This window comes from Halalkalicoccus tibetensis (assembly GCF_037996645.1).
In the GTDB taxonomy this organism is placed as follows: domain Archaea; phylum Halobacteriota; class Halobacteria; order Halobacteriales; family Halalkalicoccaceae; genus Halalkalicoccus; species Halalkalicoccus tibetensis.
This window is the reverse complement of record NZ_JBBMXV010000001.1, coordinates 31899-47282: the sequence shown is the minus strand read 5'-3', so window position 1 is coordinate 47282 and position 15384 is coordinate 31899. Positions and strand designations below refer to the sequence as shown.

Genomic DNA, 15384 nt, shown 5'->3' with positions numbered 1-15384 from the left:
AGCCCGGTAGGGGTAACACAAGACCTATCGGCGCTGCAATCGGACACACAACCATCCCCGCAGCCCCATCATGAACGAAGTACAACTCGAGGTGGCGAAAGCCTACCCGAACGACTCGGGGAGAGGCATCGCCCGCCTCGACCCGGACACGTTGTTGCACCTGAAGCTGAGCCCCGGAGACATCATCGAGATCGAGGGCGGCGACACCACCGCCGCGAAGGTCTGGCGCGCCGACCGCCAGGACTGGAACACCGACACCGTCCGCATCGACGGCTTCACCCGCCAGAACGCCGACGTCGGCATCGGCGAACGCGTGACCATCCGGAAGGCCGAGGCGACGAAGGCCGAGAAGCTCGTCCTCGCGCCCCCGGAGGAGGCGTCGGTCCAGTTCGGCTCGGACGCGGCGGGCATGGTCAAACGCCAGATCCTCAAGCGCCCCGTCGTCGAACGCGACATCGTTCCCGTCATGTCCTCGACGAACCACCCGTTCATGCGCTCGCCCGGCCAGGCGATCCCCCTCATCGCCGTCGAGACCGAGCCCGAGGGGGTCTGTCTCATCACCGAGGACACCGACGTCGAGCTGCGCGAGGAGCCCATCAGCGGCTTCGAGAAGGCCGGTTCGGGCATCACCTACGAGGACATCGGCGGCCTCCAGAACGAGATCCAGCGCGTCCGGGAGATGGTCGAGCTGCCGATGAAACACCCCCAGATCTTCAAGAAGCTGGGGATCGAGCCCCCGCAGGGCGTCCTGCTACACGGCCCGCCCGGCACGGGGAAGACCCTGCTGGCGAAGGCGGTCGCGAACGAGACCTCCGCGAGCTTCTTCTCCATTGCGGGACCGGAGATCATCTCGAAGTACTACGGGGAGAGCGAACAGCAACTCAGGGAGATCTTCGAGGACGCGAGCGAGGAGTCGCCCGCGATCATCTTCATCGACGAGCTCGACTCGATCGCGCCCAAACGCGAGGACGTCACCGGCGAGGTCGAACGGCGCGTCGTCGCCCAGCTGCTGACGATGATGGACGGCCTCGAAAGTCGGGGCCAGGTCATCGTCATCGCGGCGACCAACCGGGTCGATTCGGTCGACCCTGCGCTGCGCCGCCCGGGCCGGTTCGACCGGGAGATCTCGATCGACGTGCCCGACGAGACCGGGCGCGAGGAGATCCTCCAGATCCATACCAGAGGAATGCCGCTGTCGGACGACGTGAGCCTCTCGGAGCTCGCCGACGACACCCACGGCTTCGTCGGCGCGGACGTCGAGAGCCTCACCAAGGAGGCGGCGATGCGCGCGCTCCGGCGCTACCTCCCCGAGATCAACCTCGACGAGGAGGAGGTGCCCCCCGAGCTGATCGACCGGATGATCGTCAAGCGCGGGGACTTCCGCGGGGCGCTCGGCGAGGTCGAGCCCAGCGCCATGCGCGAGGTGCTCGTCGAGCTGCCGAAGGTCTCGTGGGACGACATCGGCGGGCTCGAGGACGCCACCGACGACGTGAAGGAGAGCGTCGAGTGGCCGCTGACCAACCCCGGCCGGTTCGCCCGGCTGGGGATCGACCCGCCGGCGGGCGTCCTGCTCTACGGCCCGCCCGGGACGGGCAAGACGCTGATGGCCAAAGCGGTGGCGAACGAGACCAACGCCAACTTCATCTCGATCCGCGGGCCCCAACTGCTCTCGAAGTGGGTCGGCGAGTCGGAGAAGGCGATCCGTCAGACCTTCCGGAAGGCCCGGCAGGTCAGTCCGACAGTGATCTTCTTCGACGAGCTCGACGCGCTCGCGCCCGCGCGGGGCGGCGAGGTCGGTTCGAACGTCTCCGAGCGGGTCGTCAACCAGCTGCTGACGGAGCTCGACGGCCTCGAGGAGATGGAGAACGTGATGGTGATCGCCGCGACCAACCGGCCGGACATGATCGACCCCGCGCTGCTTCGCTCGGGACGGTTCGACCGGCTCGTGATGGTCGGCCAGCCTAGCGAGGAGGGCCGCGAGGAGATCCTCCGCATCCACACCGGCGACATCCCGATTGCGGCCGACGTCAGCCTGCGCGAGCTCGCCGAGATCACCGACGGCTTCGTCGGCAGCGACCTCGAATCGATCGCCCGCGAGGCGGCGATGACCGCCCTCCGGGAGGACCACGAGGCCGATATCGTCGAGATGCGCCACTTCCGCCAGGCGATGGACTCGGTCCGACCGACCATCACCGACGACATCCTCGACTACTACGAGCAGATCGAGGACGAGTTCGCCGGCGGAACGACCGAGCCCAACCGCGGGCGCCAGGGCAGCCGGATCGGCTTCCAGTAACCCCGGCCGCTCGTTCTTCGTATCGCTTCTTTTCAGTATATTATATATGCCACAGAAGTTATGTACAGGTAGGAAGAGGTGAAACCGTATGGAGACCGAGGAGGCAACCGGAGAGCGGGTTTCTACCGGCGTCGACGGGATCGAGCTCGGTCCGGACTCGGAGTCCTTCTCACGGGACCTCTCGGACGACGTCTTCAGCCCCGACGAGGTCGAACAGGAGTCGCTCACGGCGGCGGTCGCGGATCGCGTCGAGACGCTGATGCCCGACCGGGCGTTCGTCGACCCGCTGACCCAGCTGCGAGCTCTCGCGCCCGACGGCTACCAGTTCCGAAAGCAGGTGCGCCGACGGCAGGGACGCGGGGGTCGAGCGGTGATGAGCCGCCCGTCGGAGCCCCGACGGCCGGGGCGGGCCGGCGTTCCGATCGGGGCCGGGTAGATGGCGGAGATCCTCCTGCTGATCGATCGCGAGGAGAACCGGCGGCTGCTCGACGAGTGGCTGTCGGACGGACACGAGGTCGTCGGATCGATCCCCGACGACATCCGGTCGCCGGACCTCTGTATCATGGACCAGTGCTCGCTCCAGCGCCACGAGGCGGCGCTCGCGAGCCGGAAGGACGCCGTGGAGCCGGTCTTCCTCCCGTTCCTGCTCGTCGTCTCCCGACAGCAGCTCGGGGAGATCAGCACGGAGGTCTGGTCGCGGGTCGACGCCGTCGTCCAGGAGGGCGTCGACGAGCTGATCACCGCCCCCGTGAAGAAGACGGAGCTCCACGGCCGGATCGAGAGCCTGCTTCGGACCCGCGAGCTCTCGCTCGATCTCCGGGACAGGAACGACGAGCTGCGGACGCTCAACCACATCAACGCCGCCATCCGGTCGGTCAACGGGGCGCTCGTGACCGCCGTCACCCGCGAGGGGATCGAGCGCGAGGTCTGCGAGCAGCTCGCCGAGGCCCCGCCGTATCGTTTCGCCTGGATCGGCGAGCGCGCGGTGACGGGCGGGGCGATCGAGCCCCGGACCGCCGCGGGCGTCGAGGAGGGGTATCTCGACGCCCCGGTCCGCCTCGACGGGACGGAGCCGACCGGGGCGGCCCTCGCCGACGGCGAGGCGCGGTTCGTCCGTCCCGATCGGGCCGACGGGGAGTGGGGCGGGGCGGCCCTCGAACGGGAGTACCGCGCGGTCGCCGCGATCCCGTTGACGTACGGCGAGACGGTCTACGGCGTGCTGGGCGTCTACTCGGACCGCGAGGGGGCGTTCAGCGACGGGGAGCGGGCGGTGCTCGAGGAGCTCGGCGGGACGATCGGCCACGCGATCGACGCCGCCCGGAGCAAGCGGGCGCTGTTCGCCGACACCGTCACCGAGCTCCGGTTCGGGTTCGACGGGACGCCCGCGCCGCTGGTCGCCCTCTCGAACGACGGCCACGACGTCTCCTTCGAGGGGACCGTCGCCGACAACGACGGCGACCTGCTCGAGTTCTACGGGATCGAAGGGTTCGACGAGGCCGTCCGCGACCGGCTCGCCGACGACCCGGCGATCGGCGGGCTCAGGGTCGTCGGCGACGACGACGGGGCGACGCTGGTCGAGCTGCGGGTCGCGGACTCGCTGCTCGCCGAGTTCGCCGACCAGGGCGCGACCGTCGAGTCCCTGGAGATCAGCGGGGGCGAGTGTCGGGTCGTGGTGACGCTGTCACGTTCGGTCGCGGTCAGGACGGTGGTCGAGGGGATCCTCGCGGGCCATCCCGACGGGGAGCTGCGTGCACAGCGCCAGGTCGAGCGTTCGGGGACGACCCGCCGGGCGTTCCGCGCGGCCCTCGAGACCAACCTCACCGAGCGCCAGCGCGAGGTGCTGCGGGCGGCGTACCTCTCGGGCTTCTTCGGCTGGCCCCGCGAGAGCACCGGCGAGGAGGTCGCAGAATCGCTCGGGATCACCCCCTCGACGCTCCACCAGCACCTCCGGGTGGCCGAACGGAAGCTGCTCGACGCGTTCTTCGATCACGAGACGAACGCCTGAGGCCAGCGTCACCGGCTCGGGGCTTTCGTGATCACCGTCCGGTTTTAGGTGGCTGGATCGTCTCGAACCGGGCATGACAGTGATCGCGCTGCTGAGCGTCGCGCCAGTCACCGAGGAGGGCATGGCCGACGAGGTCGCGAAGGCCGTCGAGGCCCTCGAGGAGTTCGACGTGAGCTACGAGACCAACCCGATGGGCACCGTCATCGAGGCCGAGACCACCGACGAGCTGTTCGCCGCCGCGCAGGCGGCCCACGAGGCGGTCGACGGCGACCGGGTGAGCACCGTGCTGAAGATCGACGACAAGCGCTCGAGCGACGCGAGCGCCGACCAGAAGGTCGCGGACGTCGAGGAGGCGCTGGGCCGCGAGCCCCGGGGCGACTGACGACCGTCACGACCAAGGGGAACGGCCGCGCAGTCGGGGGTATGGACAGTCTGAACCGCATGTCGCTGGAGCTCGTCGACGAGGCGATCGACTTCGCCGACGAGCTCGACGTCTTCGTCTCGGAGCTCGACACCGAAACCACGGTCCTCGACTTCGGCGTGGAGTCCGACGGCGGGCTCGAGGCCGGCCTGTTGCTCGTCGAGATCCAGACGGCGGGCCTGGCGACCGTCCAGACCCGCATGGACGAGGTCGGGGGCGTTCCGATGCCCTTCGTCGAGTTCTCGACCGACCAGCCCGAGCTGGCGGTGCTCTGCTCGCAGAAGGCCGGCTGGGAGCTCGGCGTCGAGGACTTCGAGGGGCTGGGCTCAGGACCGGCCCGCGCGCTGGTCGCCGAGGAGGAGGAGTTCGCCCGCGTGGGCTACGAGGACGTCTTCGAGTTCGCGGTGCTGGCCGTCGAGAGCGAGAACCTCCCGACCGCGGCCGCCGCAAAGCAGGTCGCCGAGCTGACCGGCGTCGACCCCGGCGCGGTCTTCCTGCCGGCGTTCTCGACGGCGAGCCTCACCGGCAGCGTCAACATGGCCGCCCGGGCCGCCGAACTCGCGGTCTTCCGGCTCTCCGAACTGGGCTACGACCCGCTCGACGTCGTCAGCGCGAGCGCGAGCGCGCCCGTCGCGCCCGTCGCCGGGAGCGAGGAGGCCGCCATCGGTCGGACCAACGACGCGCTGGCCTACGGCGGCCGGGCCCACGTCGTCGTCCGCGAGGAGTTCGACCGCTTTTCCGAAGTGGCCTCGACCGCCTCCGAGGAGTACGGCCGGCCGTTCGTCGAGATCTTCGACGACGTCGACTGGGAACTCTACGACGTCCCCGAGTCGATCTTCGCGCCAGCGGAGGTGACGGTCGACGTTCTAGGCGGCGAGACCTACCACTACGGCGAGCGAAACGAGGAGCTCCTCACCAGTAGCTTCGGGCTATGAGGGTCAAGTCGGTGCCCGAGCCGCCCGGCTCGATCGACGCCCTCGGGGCGATCCGGCGGGCCGTCCCGCTGGTTCCCGAACCCGAGGCGAGCTGCTGTGACCGGCTCGCGGCGAGCACCGCGATCGATCCCGAGGCAGCGAGCGACTGGCTGACGTTTCTCAAGGGCCTGGAGCTCGTTCGGGAAAGCGAGTCGGGCTTTCACCGGACGCGCGAGGATCCCGATCTCGGGGAGGCACTGCTCTCGGGCGTCTACGGCGCCCGCGAGGTCCGGGAGATCCTCGAGGAGGCCGGGGAGGTGCTTGCCGCCGAGGAGGTCGCCGAACGCTTCGACGCGATACCGCGCTGGGAGCGCCACCACCACCGCGACCCCGAGGCCGTCTGGCGCGAACGGGTCGAACGGCTGCTCGACTGGCTGGTGCTGGTCGGGCTGGCGGAGCGTCGGGACGGGGAGTACGTCAGTCGGTCGGGTTCACGCCGGTGACGGTGCCGACGCCCTTGCTCTGGCCCTCGCGGAAGACGAAGCGCTGGCCCTCCTCGACGAGGTAGGGCCGGAACTTGAAGCGCACCCGCGTGGTGCCGGTATCGCCCGGGAGCAGGCGTCCCTCCGAGGGCGTGAAGACCCCCGCCTCGCTGATGGTCTCGAGGTGGATCACCGGTTCGTAGCCCGTCCCGATCCGGGTCGGGTGGTTGAGCACCATCACCTCGGCCTCGAACTCCCGGACGGGTTCGGGGTCGGCTTCCCGAGGGAGGAGCACCATCCCCCGTTCGATGTCGGCTTCCCTGACCCCCTTGAGCGCGATCCCGACGATCCGCCCCGAGCGGGCCTCGTCGACGCGGTGGTAGTGCATCTCGATCGATCGGGCCTCGACCTCCGCGAACGAGCCGTCGGCCAGCGGACCGAGGAGGAGCTCGTCGCCGGCCTCGACGACGCCCGACTTGACGGTGCCCGAGGCGACCGCGCCGACGCCGGTGACGGAGTAGGTGCGGTCGATGTACATCCGGAACTCGCCGTCCTCGCTCGCGCGCTTGGGGAGCCGTTCGAGGATCGCGTCCATCGAGTCGATCCCCTGGCCGGTGACGGCGCTCGTCCGGAGGATCGGCACGACCGTCTCGTCGATCTCCTCGAGGGCCGCGCTCACGCCGTAGCGTGCCACCGGCAGGGGGGTACGCCCCACGTCCCGGAGCAGGCGCTCGACCTCGCGGGCCACCTCGTCGAGGCGCTCCTCGTCCACCAGGTCGGCCTTCGTGATCGCGACGATCGTCGGCAGGTCGGTCGCCAGCAGGACGCCCAGATGCTCGCGGGTGGTCCGGGTGGGCCCGTCGTCGGCCGCCACCGTCAGCAGCCCGTAATCGAGCTTCTGACCGACCAAGCCTCGAATCGTGGTTCGGAGCCACGGCTCGTGGCCCACGGTGTCGACGAACGAGACCAGCCGGTCGGATTCCCGAACGACGTTCGCGCGGTCGTCCTTGCGGTGGGGGTTGTCCATCCGGACGGGCTCGCCGTCGCGAAAGCCGTAGACGGCATAGGAGAGGTCCGCCGAGAGGCCGCGCTCGACCTCGTGGGGCTGGACGTCGAGGAAGCCGCGGGTGCTGCCCTCGCCGTCGTCGCGCTGGCCGGTCACCAGCGACCCCACGAGCGTGCTCTTGCCGTGGTCGACGTGGCCGGCGGTGCCGATCACGACGTGGTCGTCGTCGGTCTCGAGCATCGCGCCGTTTCGGAGGGTCGCGACTCCCACGAGTCCGTCCCCGCCGTCCGCGCTGTCCACCCCCCACGTCTGGACGTCGTGGATGTGGGCGCTCGCCTCCTCGGCGAGCAGCGAGAGGACGTCCATCGACTCGGAGAAGGCGTCGGGGCTGATGCCGGCGATCCCGCCCGCGTCGGTGACGCCGACGACGTAGGTCGCCTCGCCATCGCCCGACAGCACGCGATGGCGCAGCTGTGCGGCCAGACTCTCCATTCGGCCTTCTTGGAGGTGCTCGGTCCGGGTGAGCCGTTCCTTGAACTCGACGCGCCCACCCTCCCTCTCGCCGTGTTCGATCGCCTCGCGCAACACGGCTCGGTCGGGGCTCATGGACAGGGGTTAGCGGGAGGATGACAAAAACTACTCGCTTCGTGGTACCATTGCACACAGTACCGGTTCCGTGACGTCCATACTCAGTCGGTCAGCCGGTCGTAAGCGTTCGAGACCTCCTTGAACGCCTCCTCGCTGCCGCCCCGATCGGGATGGGTGGCCTTGACCTTCTCGCGGTAGGCGCGCTTGATCTCGCCCTCCCCGGCGCCGGGGTCGAGGTCCAGCGTTCGGTAGGCCTCGCGGCGGGTCGGGCCCGAGGAGGTGGGGGGAGCACGCCCGCGGCCCCGGCGAGAACGGGCACCGCCCCGGGCTCGCTGGCGGCCGGCGGCACGCTGGTCCGCCCCCGTCCGGGCTCGGCTTCGGTCGTCGGGCCGGCTGGCGCGTTCGCGCATCCGGGCGGCGAGCCGGCCGGTTCCCTGGTACCACAGCAGGTAGCCGGTTGCGCCGAAGGGCAGCGCGATCGCTAACGGAACCGGCGTCCGGTAGGCCGACGACAGCACGACCATGACGACGGCGGTCCCGGCGAACACCGAGGCGAGCCCGACGAGCAGCCGCGATCCGGTCACGGATCAGTTAGGGAAGCGGGCACCGTAAACGTCCCGCCGGGAGAGTAAAGGGTCCTCCCGGCAGAGGGGGAATATGAGCCAGTCGGGTCTCTGTCAACACTGCGAGAGCGCACCCGCGAGCCACACTTGTCCGAACTGCGGGAGCCTCGTCTGTGAGCGCCATTTCGACCGGGGTAGGAGGGAGTGTGCGAGCTGTTCGGTCGGGATGGGGTAGCTACTTCGCGAGCGACTCGGCCATCCGCCGCGGGAAGCCCTTGAGCAGCTCGAGGAGCCCCATCGGCTCGTCGTCCGCGCGCAGGTGCGAGCGGATCCGCTGGCTGAACATCTCGACGGAGATGATCAGCACGAGGATCACCAGGATCGTCGCCATCATGTTGGTGTAGTTGAACAGCCCCTGCTGGACGGTCAGGATCTCGCCCAGGCCACCCCCGCCGATGATCCCGAGGGTGACGGCGATGCGGACGTTGATCTCGAAGATGTAGAGCGTCCAGGCGATGAACGGCGTCGAGACCTGGCTGAGCATCCCGAAGGCGATCGTCTGGCGCTCGTTCGCGCCGGTGGTCTGGATCGCCTCGATCGGGCCGTCCTCGACCTCCTCGAGTTCGTCGGTGAAGAGCCGCCCCAGGTTGCCGATCGTGTCGGTCGCGATCGCGAGCGTCGCCGTGAAGGGGGTGATTCCGCCGAGCGGGACGTAGATCAGCGCCCAGACCAGCGCGGGGATCGCGCGGATCGAGGACATGACGCCCCGGAAGATGAAGTTGAAGGGGAACGGCGTGACGCGCTCGCTGCCGAGCACGCCGAACAGCAGCGCGAGCGGGAACCCGAGGATCGTCCCCGCAAAGCCCATCGCGAGCGTGATCCCGGCCTCACCCAGGAACGGCACCTCGCCGCCGTAGCCGCCGTAGATCAGGTTTCGGTCGTCGATGAACTCCCAGTAGGCGCCGACGTCGATGAACGGGATCCCGTAGTAGGTCGTCACCGGGAAGTACTGGTTGAGCGCCTCGGCGAACGTCGGGAGGTAGTAGAGCAGCTCGCCGACCGAGAAGCCCACGTCAGAGAGCGCCCGGCTGAACAGCAGCGCGACGACCGCGATCAGGACGCCCGCGCCGGCGGCGCGGATCCGGCGGGCACGTTTTATCTCCTCGTACTTCTCGAGGACGCGGTCGCTCGCGGCGGTGTCGGTGCTCACGAGGTGACCGCCTCCGAGGCGTCGTCGGAGTCGCTGATCAGGCTCTCGGTGTCGATCTCGCCGTAGATCCGGTCGATCTCGTCGACGGTGAACTCGTCGCGGTAGCCGTCGAAGACGAGCTCGCCGTCGGAAAGTCCGATGAAGCGCTGGCCGAACTGCCGGGCGAGGTTCACCTGATGGAGGCTCACCAGCGCGGTGAGCCCGCGCTCGGTGGCGGCCGTTCGGAGGTACTCCATGACCGTCCCCGCGCTCGCGGGGTCGAGGCTCGCGACCGGCTCGTCGGCCAGCAGCGTCGAGGACTCCTGGACGAGCGCGCGGGCGATCCCCACGCGCTGTTGTTGCCCGCCGCTCATCTGGCGGGCGCGTTGGCGCGACTCCTCGAGCAGCCCGACGGTCTCGAGGGCCTCGAGCGCGCGGAGCTTGTCCTCGCGGCTGTTCATCTGCAGGAGGCTCCGGAGGAAGGGCGTCCGCGCGAGCGAGCCCGTCAGCGCGTTGCCGTAGGCGCTCATCTGGCCGATGATGTTGTGCTGCTGGAACACCATCGAGACGTCCTCGCGCGGTCCGGTCACCGGCTCGTCGCCGATGAAGATCTCGCCCTCAGTCGCCCGCGTCAGCCCGTTCAGACACCGAAGCAGCGTCGACTTCCCCGACCCCGACGTCCCGAGGACGACCACGAACTCGCCCTCGGGGATCTCGAAGGAGACGTCCCGGAGCGCGACCGTGTCGCCGAACCGTTTGGTCAGCCCCTCGACCCGTATCGAACTCATTGGCGTGATCCTCGCATGGCGGTCCTAAGAATGGGTTGATTTCGGTCGACTACTCGATGTCGCCGAACTCCAGGTCCAGCGCGTCCATCACGTCCTGGATCGGCTCGTAGTCGTCGATGGAGCCCTCCTCGACGCCGGTGAACCAGAGCTGTTCGTCCTCCTCGGCGTCCTCGTCGATGAGGTCCTCCTCGGTCGCCGAGAGCAGCGCCTCCTCGACGTCGTCCCGGAGGTCGCCCTCCCAGTCCGAGCGCGAGAGCAGCGGCGCGCGGGGGATCGGATCGCTCACGTCGAGCAGCCGGAGCTCGGCCTCGTCGACGGCCGTGCCGGCGTTGTCGGCCTCAGCGGAGATCTCCATGAACTCGTCGGGGAACTGCTCCTCGGGGATGTGGGGCGTCAGCGAGAACGCGCCCACCCCCGCGGCGGCGACCTCGTCGCGGTTGATCAGCGTCTCGCGGGCCTGGTCGTGGTCCGAGTACTCGGCGGTGAAGTCGACCGGGTCGCCGTCGGGGGCGTTCCCGACGTCGAGGCCGCCCTCCTGGAGCATGGACAGCGGGAAGAGGCTCCCGCTGACCGAGAGGTTGTCCGCGAAGCCGACGTTCTCGCCCTCGAGATCCGACAGCTCCTCGATCCCGCTATCGGGGGTCGTCCCGATCAGCGAGAAGTACCGATCGGCGCCGTAGGCCACCCGAATCCCGATCACGTCGACGATGTCGCTGCCGGCGATCGCCACCGAGGGCGAGGCGTCGGCGATCTCGCCGTGGCCGTCGCGGATCGCCGACAGCGTCGCGCTGTAGCTGCTCGTCAGCGTCGAGTCGACCTCCGCGCCGGTCTCCTCCTCGAGGTAGTCGAACAGCGGCGCGTACTGCTGTTCCATGTCCACGTCGGACTCGGCGGGGTTGAGGATGAACCGGATGACGTTGTCCTCCTCCGGGTCGGCGTCCTCGTCGACGCCGTCGTCCCCGCCGTTTCCGCCGTCCTCGCCGCTACAGCCGGCCAGGCCGGCGATCCCGACCGCCCCCGCCGTTTTCAAGAACGCCCGTCGCCCCCGTCCGTCGCCGCTGATCTGACGCATTACCCCCATGTCCGTTTCGGCGGGTAATATTCTTTCTATGAACAGCTACTATCGGTATATACTGACAAACGCCCTCTCCTAAGGATGACTGACGGCGCGAACGGCTTCGAGAACGGATTCGTGTACACGACCGTTCGAGACGACGAGCCCCTGGCTGTCGTGGCGCCAGCGCTCGCCCTCGACGTCCGTGGCTTTCCCGCCGGCGTTCCGCACGAGGTGGACGCCCGCGACGGTATCCCAGGGGTTCGGACGGATGTCGCTCAGCGTCCCGTCGAGCGCGCCGGTCGCGACCATGCCCAGGGTGGCCTGCGCACAGCCGAAGCGGCGCATGTCGCCGAAGCGCTCGACGATCGCCCGCACCGCGTCCGCGTAGTCCTCGCGGTGGTCGAAGTCCCACCACAGCGTCGGCGAGACGGTGGCGGTTTCGGGGTCGGTCCGGTCGCTGACGCTCACGGGCTCGCCGTTCAGTCGGGTCCCCTCGCTGTCGGCGACGTAGTAGTCGTCGAGCGCGGGCATCGCGTTGGTCGCGGCGACGGGCTCGCCGTCGATCGTCGCGGCGACGCTGGTCGCCCAGACCCGGATGTCCCGCACGAAGTTGTTGGTGCCGTCGATCGGGTCGATCACCCAGGCGGGCCCCTCCTCGGGCACTTCCTTGAGCTCGTCCTCCTCCTCGCCGACGATCGCGTCGTCGGGGAACTCCTCGCGGATCACCTCGATCACTTCGGACTGGGCGTCCCGGTCGGCCTGGGTCACGACGTCGGTCTTCCCGTCCTTCGTCTCGACGGCGATGTCGTCGCGAAAGCGCGAGAGCGCGAGCTCGCCGCCGGCGCGGGCGGCGCGTTCGGCGACTTCGGCTCTGCGGGTCAGGTCGTCCATACGGGCACGGGCGCGGCGATCACCATAATCAGCCCGCTTTTGTCCGCGGGCGCGAACCCCGGGACATGCAGGCGATCAAGGACGGCATCCACGACTACATCGAACTCGACGGGCTCTCCCGGGAGCTGCTCGACACCGCCCCCGTCCAGCGGCTCCGCCACGTCCGCCAGCTCAGCACCGTCTCGCTGGTCTACCCCTCCGCGAACCACACCCGATTCGAACACTCCCTGGGGGTGTACCACCTCGCACGCGTCGCGGCCGACCGCCTCGGGCTCGACCCCGGGGACGCCGAACGGGTGCGGGCCGCCGCCCTGCTGCACGACGTCGGTCACGGCCCCTACGGCCACCAGACCGAAGGGGTGATCGAGCGCCGGCTGGGCCGACACCACGACGAGGTCGGCGACCTCCTGGCGGGCGAGGTCGGCAAGGTCCTCGAGGCTCACGGGCACGATCCCGAGGGGGTCGCGGCCCTGGTCGCCGGCGAGGGACGGTACGGGGACCTGATCTCGGGCGATCTGGACGTCGATCGCCTCGACTACCTGGTGCGCGACGCCCACCACACCGGCGTCCCCTACGGCACGATCGACCACGGGCGGGTGCTGCGGGCGCTTCGCTTTCGCGACGGCGACCTCGTGCTCGCGGCGGGGAACCTCCGGACCGCCGAGAGCGTCCTGATCGCGCGCACCCTGATGACCGCGACGGTCTATTGCCACCACGTCTCGCGGATCGCGGGCGCGATGCTCGACCGGGCCTCGGAGGGGCTGCTCGAGGCGGGCGCGTGCGACCCCGAGCGGTTCGCCCGCTTCACGGATCACGAGCTGCTCGACGCGCTCGCGGCCCGCGGGGAGACGGCCGGGTTCGCCCGCCGGCTGCGCGGGCGCGACCTCTATAAGCGCGCGCTCTGGCTCGACTGGGAGGCGGTCCCCGGCGAGCTGGTCGACCTCGAGTACGGGACGGTGCGGGAACTCGAGGGCGAGATCGCGGCGGCTGCCGGCTGTGACCGCCGCGAGGTGATCCTCGACGTCCCCGCCCGGCCCTCGATGCCCGAGGCCGGGATACGCGTCGTGGTCGGCGACCGGGTCGAGCCCCTCTCGGATGCCTCCTCGCTGGTCTCGGGGCTCGACGCCTGCGTCCGCGACGGCTGGCGCCTCGGCGTCTACGCTCCCGAGGGCGAGGTCGGGGCGGTCGAGGCGGCCGCCCGGCGCGTCCTCGGGATCGACGAGGGGGCTACCGGTAGCGGTTCAGACGCTTTTTGAGGCGTTTCGCGGCCTCGCCGGCGGCCTTCTCGAACCCCTCGTCCTCGTTGGGCCCGCCCTCCGCCGCGAAGATGATCCCCCGCGAGGAGTTGACTAGCCCCACCCCCTCAGCGAGCCCGAACTCGACCGCGGCCTCTGCGTCCCCGCCCTGCGAGCCGACGCCGGGCACGAGGAAGGGCAGGTCCGGAACCTGTTCCCTGAGTTCCTCGAGCTCCTCGGGTGCGGTCGCGCCGACCACCAGCCCGACGTTGCCGTTGCCGTTCCAGAGGTCCGCGAGCGCGGCGACCCGCTCGTAGACGGCCTCGCCGGAGGCCAGTTCGAGGTCCTGGAGGTCGCTCCCCCCGGGGTTCGAGGTCCGACAGAGCACGAACACGCCCGCACCCTCCCGCGAGAGGAACGGCTCTAGAGAGTCGCGGCCCATGTAGGGGTTGACGGTGATGGCGTCCGCGGCGTGGGCGCGGTCGCCAACGAGCCCCGCGTACTGACGGGCGGTGTTGCCGATGTCGGCGCGCTTGGCGTCGAGCACGACGGGAACGCCCTTGCCGTGGGCGTAGGCGATCGTCTCGGTCAGCGCGCGCCATCCGTCGTCGTCCTCGTAGAAGGCGGCGTTGGGCTTGTAGGCGGCGGCGTGCTCGTGAGTCGCGTCGATGATCCGGCGGTTGAACGCCCACCGGGGCAGGTCGCGGTCCCGGAGATGGTCGGGGAGCCTGCTCGGGTCGGGGTCGAGGCCGACACAGAGGACCGAATCGCGCTCGCGGATCCGCTCGCCGAGCCGGTCGAAGAACGTCGCGGTCATACCTCGCGCCTCGCGGGGCGGCGACTACAAGCTTCCCGTTCGGACACGCTCAAATGCAGGGGGCCCATATGGGTGATATGGCACTCAGAGCGGTCGTGTTCGATCTCGATTACACCCTCGCCGTGGTGTCTCGCGACCGGTCGACGCTGCTGGCGGAGGCCTCGGAGACGACCGGGATCCCCGTGGGGTTCTCCCGGGAGGAGTACGGCGCGGCCCACCAGCGGGCCCACGCCCACGAGACGCGCGGCCCGATCTTCGCGGAGCTGCTCGGGGAGGGGGAGTCGGGCGAGGCCCTCGCGGAGGCCTACCGGAACGCGATCGCCGACTGCCTCGAGCCGATCGACGGGGCCGAGTCGCTGATCGCGGAGCTCGGGGAGCGGTACGCGGTCGGCCTGCTCACCAACGGGCCGATCGAGGCCCAGCGCGACAAGCTCCGGACGCTCGGCTGGGAGGGGTTGTTCGACGCGGCCGTCATCACGGGCGAGCTCGAGGAGGGCAAACCCCACCCGAGGGCGTTCGAGGCGATCCTGGAGGCCCTGGAGGTCCCGCCCGAGGAGGCGGTCTACGTCGGCGACAGCGTCGAGGCCGACGTCGCCGGCGCCGCCGAGGCCGGCATCACCGTCGTCCAGGTGCTTTACCCCGGCGGGCCCGACCCCGACCCGCGCGCGGACGCCCACGTCGACCGGGGGGACCTCGTCGAGGAGCTCCCCGAGGTCGTCGCTCAGTTCGACTGAGCCGCCCACCCGACGACCGACACGGCACGCTTGACCTCCGCCCCGTTCTCGACGAACACGAGCGTCTTCGGGGGGCGAGTCCCCTTCGGCCGCACCCGCAGTCCCTCATCCTCGGCGACTTCCACGACTTCCTCGCTCGCCGCGAGCTCGACGTGCGCGCGGTCGGGGTGAACGTAGACCGAACAGAGCTGGCGGTCGTCGCCCGGCTCCCCCTGTTCCTGCCCGAACTCGATCGCGTAGGCGAACGCCCCCTCGGCGGTCGGCTCGACGTCGTGGTTCGCCTCGACCACCGAGAGGGAGGCGAGCGGCCCGTCGTCCCGGCCGTCGAGTTCGCTCGCGAGCAGCTGGGCGATCCGGGTCCCGCTCTTCAGGCGTTCCTCGACCATACCCGACGTACC

16 protein-coding genes are annotated in these 15384 nt (G+C 69.9%); 8 read left to right on the top strand and 8 right to left on the bottom strand.

What is annotated here, in order from left to right; genetic code table 11:
* Positions 1-70: 70 nt before the first annotated feature.
* The 6 genes from WOA58_RS00245 to WOA58_RS00220 all read left to right on the top strand — a co-directional run bounded on the left by WOA58_RS00245 (position 71) and on the right by WOA58_RS00220 (position 6139).
* Positions 71-2296 (top strand): CDC48 family AAA ATPase, encoded by a 2226-nt coding sequence (locus WOA58_RS00245; protein ID WP_340602116.1) that lies wholly within the window; start codon positions 71-73, stop codon positions 2294-2296.
* Positions 2297-2384: 88 nt separating this feature from the next.
* Positions 2385-2732 carry a P-loop NTPase family protein gene (locus WOA58_RS00240; RefSeq protein ID WP_340602115.1) on the top strand — a complete coding sequence of 116 codons (348 nt, stop codon included), beginning with the start codon at positions 2385-2387 and terminating at the stop codon, positions 2730-2732.
* Positions 2733-4301 (top strand): bacterio-opsin activator domain-containing protein, encoded by a 1569-nt coding sequence (locus WOA58_RS00235; protein WP_340602114.1) that lies wholly within the window; start codon positions 2733-2735, stop codon positions 4299-4301.
* A gap of 73 nt (positions 4302-4374) precedes the next feature.
* Positions 4375-4683 carry an MTH1187 family thiamine-binding protein gene (locus tag WOA58_RS00230; RefSeq protein WP_340602113.1) on the top strand — a complete coding sequence of 103 codons (309 nt, stop codon included), beginning with the start codon at positions 4375-4377 and terminating at the stop codon, positions 4681-4683.
* 41 nt (positions 4684-4724) lie between these two features.
* The gene (mch, locus tag WOA58_RS00225) at positions 4725-5657 is read left to right on the top strand and encodes a methenyltetrahydromethanopterin cyclohydrolase (protein ID WP_340602112.1); all 933 of its coding nucleotides are present in this window, start codon (positions 4725-4727) and stop codon (positions 5655-5657) included.
* On the top strand, positions 5654-6139 hold the full coding sequence (locus tag WOA58_RS00220) for a hypothetical protein (protein WP_340602111.1): 486 nt from the start codon (positions 5654-5656) through the stop codon (positions 6137-6139). Before mch ends, WOA58_RS00220 begins: the two co-directional genes overlap by 4 nt.
* Here WOA58_RS00220 and WOA58_RS00215 read toward each other — a convergent pair.
* From WOA58_RS00215 to WOA58_RS00190, 6 genes are all read right to left on the bottom strand, one after another.
* Positions 6114-7730 (bottom strand): GTPBP1 family GTP-binding protein, encoded by a 1617-nt coding sequence (locus tag WOA58_RS00215; protein WP_340602110.1) that lies wholly within the window; start codon positions 7728-7730, stop codon positions 6114-6116. The two genes, WOA58_RS00220 and WOA58_RS00215, sit on opposite strands and share 26 nt — an antisense overlap.
* 83 nt (positions 7731-7813) lie before the next feature.
* Positions 7814-8296 carry a J domain-containing protein gene (locus WOA58_RS00210; protein ID WP_340602109.1) on the bottom strand — a complete coding sequence of 161 codons (483 nt, stop codon included), beginning with the start codon at positions 8294-8296 and terminating at the stop codon, positions 7814-7816.
* A 214-nt stretch (positions 8297-8510) separates the two neighbouring features.
* A complete protein-coding gene (gene phnE / locus WOA58_RS00205) occupies positions 8511-9485 on the bottom strand; it encodes a phosphonate ABC transporter, permease protein PhnE (RefSeq protein ID WP_340602108.1) in 975 nt (324 codons plus the stop codon).
* Positions 9482-10252 (bottom strand): phosphonate ABC transporter ATP-binding protein, encoded by a 771-nt coding sequence (locus tag WOA58_RS00200; protein ID WP_340602107.1) that lies wholly within the window; start codon positions 10250-10252, stop codon positions 9482-9484. The genes phnE and WOA58_RS00200 overlap by 4 nt, the downstream gene beginning before the upstream one ends.
* 49 nt (positions 10253-10301) lie before the next feature.
* Positions 10302-11324 (bottom strand): PhnD/SsuA/transferrin family substrate-binding protein, encoded by a 1023-nt coding sequence (locus WOA58_RS00195; RefSeq protein ID WP_340602106.1) that lies wholly within the window; start codon positions 11322-11324, stop codon positions 10302-10304.
* A 78-nt stretch (positions 11325-11402) separates the two neighbouring features.
* Entirely contained in the window at positions 11403-12200 is a 798-nt protein-coding gene (locus tag WOA58_RS00190) for an inositol monophosphatase family protein (protein WP_340602105.1), read from the bottom strand.
* Positions 12201-12265: 65 nt separating this feature from the next.
* On the opposite strand from WOA58_RS00190, the gene WOA58_RS00185 reads away from it, so the two are divergent.
* The gene (locus WOA58_RS00185) at positions 12266-13456 is read left to right on the top strand and encodes an HD domain-containing protein (protein ID WP_340602104.1); all 1191 of its coding nucleotides are present in this window, start codon (positions 12266-12268) and stop codon (positions 13454-13456) included.
* Here WOA58_RS00185 and pyrF read toward each other — a convergent pair.
* On the bottom strand, positions 13428-14252 hold the full coding sequence (gene pyrF, locus WOA58_RS00180; protein WP_340602103.1) for an orotidine-5'-phosphate decarboxylase: 825 nt from the start codon (positions 14250-14252) through the stop codon (positions 13428-13430). The two genes, WOA58_RS00185 and pyrF, sit on opposite strands and share 29 nt — an antisense overlap.
* A 77-nt stretch (positions 14253-14329) precedes the next feature.
* Here pyrF and WOA58_RS00175 point away from each other — a divergent pair, with 77 nt between their 5' ends.
* Positions 14330-14986, top strand: coding sequence for an HAD family hydrolase (locus WOA58_RS00175; protein ID WP_340602102.1), 657 nt, complete (start codon positions 14330-14332; stop codon positions 14984-14986).
* On the opposite strand, the gene WOA58_RS00170 is transcribed toward WOA58_RS00175, so the two are convergent.
* On the bottom strand, positions 14974-15372 hold the full coding sequence (locus WOA58_RS00170) for a hypothetical protein (RefSeq protein WP_340602101.1): 399 nt from the start codon (positions 15370-15372) through the stop codon (positions 14974-14976). The genes WOA58_RS00175 and WOA58_RS00170 overlap by 13 nt on opposite strands.
* Positions 15373-15384: the final 12 nt, after the last annotated feature.

Excerpts from the sequence above, each read along its gene's own strand:
- WOA58_RS00245 (WP_340602116.1), top strand. The coding sequence starts at position 71 with ATGAACGAAGTACAACTCGAGGTGGCGAAAGCCTACCCGAACGACTCG.
- WOA58_RS00240 (WP_340602115.1), top strand. The coding sequence starts at position 2,385 with ATGGAGACCGAGGAGGCAACCGGAGAGCGGGTTTCTACCGGCGTCGAC.
- WOA58_RS00235 (WP_340602114.1), top strand. The coding sequence starts at position 2,733 with ATGGCGGAGATCCTCCTGCTGATCGATCGCGAGGAGAACCGGCGGCTG.
- WOA58_RS00230 (WP_340602113.1), top strand. The coding sequence starts at position 4,375 with ATGACAGTGATCGCGCTGCTGAGCGTCGCGCCAGTCACCGAGGAGGGC.
- mch (WP_340602112.1), top strand. The coding sequence starts at position 4,725 with ATGGACAGTCTGAACCGCATGTCGCTGGAGCTCGTCGACGAGGCGATC.
- WOA58_RS00220 (WP_340602111.1), top strand. The coding sequence starts at position 5,654 with ATGAGGGTCAAGTCGGTGCCCGAGCCGCCCGGCTCGATCGACGCCCTC.
- WOA58_RS00215 (WP_340602110.1), bottom strand. The coding sequence starts at position 7,730 with ATGAGCCCCGACCGAGCCGTGTTGCGCGAGGCGATCGAACACGGCGAG.
- WOA58_RS00200 (WP_340602107.1), bottom strand. The coding sequence starts at position 10,252 with ATGAGTTCGATACGGGTCGAGGGGCTGACCAAACGGTTCGGCGACACG.
- WOA58_RS00195 (WP_340602106.1), bottom strand. The coding sequence starts at position 11,324 with ATGCGTCAGATCAGCGGCGACGGACGGGGGCGACGGGCGTTCTTGAAA.
- WOA58_RS00190 (WP_340602105.1), bottom strand. The coding sequence starts at position 12,200 with ATGGACGACCTGACCCGCAGAGCCGAAGTCGCCGAACGCGCCGCCCGC.
- WOA58_RS00185 (WP_340602104.1), top strand. The coding sequence starts at position 12,266 with ATGCAGGCGATCAAGGACGGCATCCACGACTACATCGAACTCGACGGG.
- pyrF (WP_340602103.1), bottom strand. The coding sequence starts at position 14,252 with ATGACCGCGACGTTCTTCGACCGGCTCGGCGAGCGGATCCGCGAGCGC.
- WOA58_RS00175 (WP_340602102.1), top strand. The coding sequence starts at position 14,330 with ATGGCACTCAGAGCGGTCGTGTTCGATCTCGATTACACCCTCGCCGTG.
- WOA58_RS00170 (WP_340602101.1), bottom strand. The coding sequence starts at position 15,372 with ATGGTCGAGGAACGCCTGAAGAGCGGGACCCGGATCGCCCAGCTGCTC.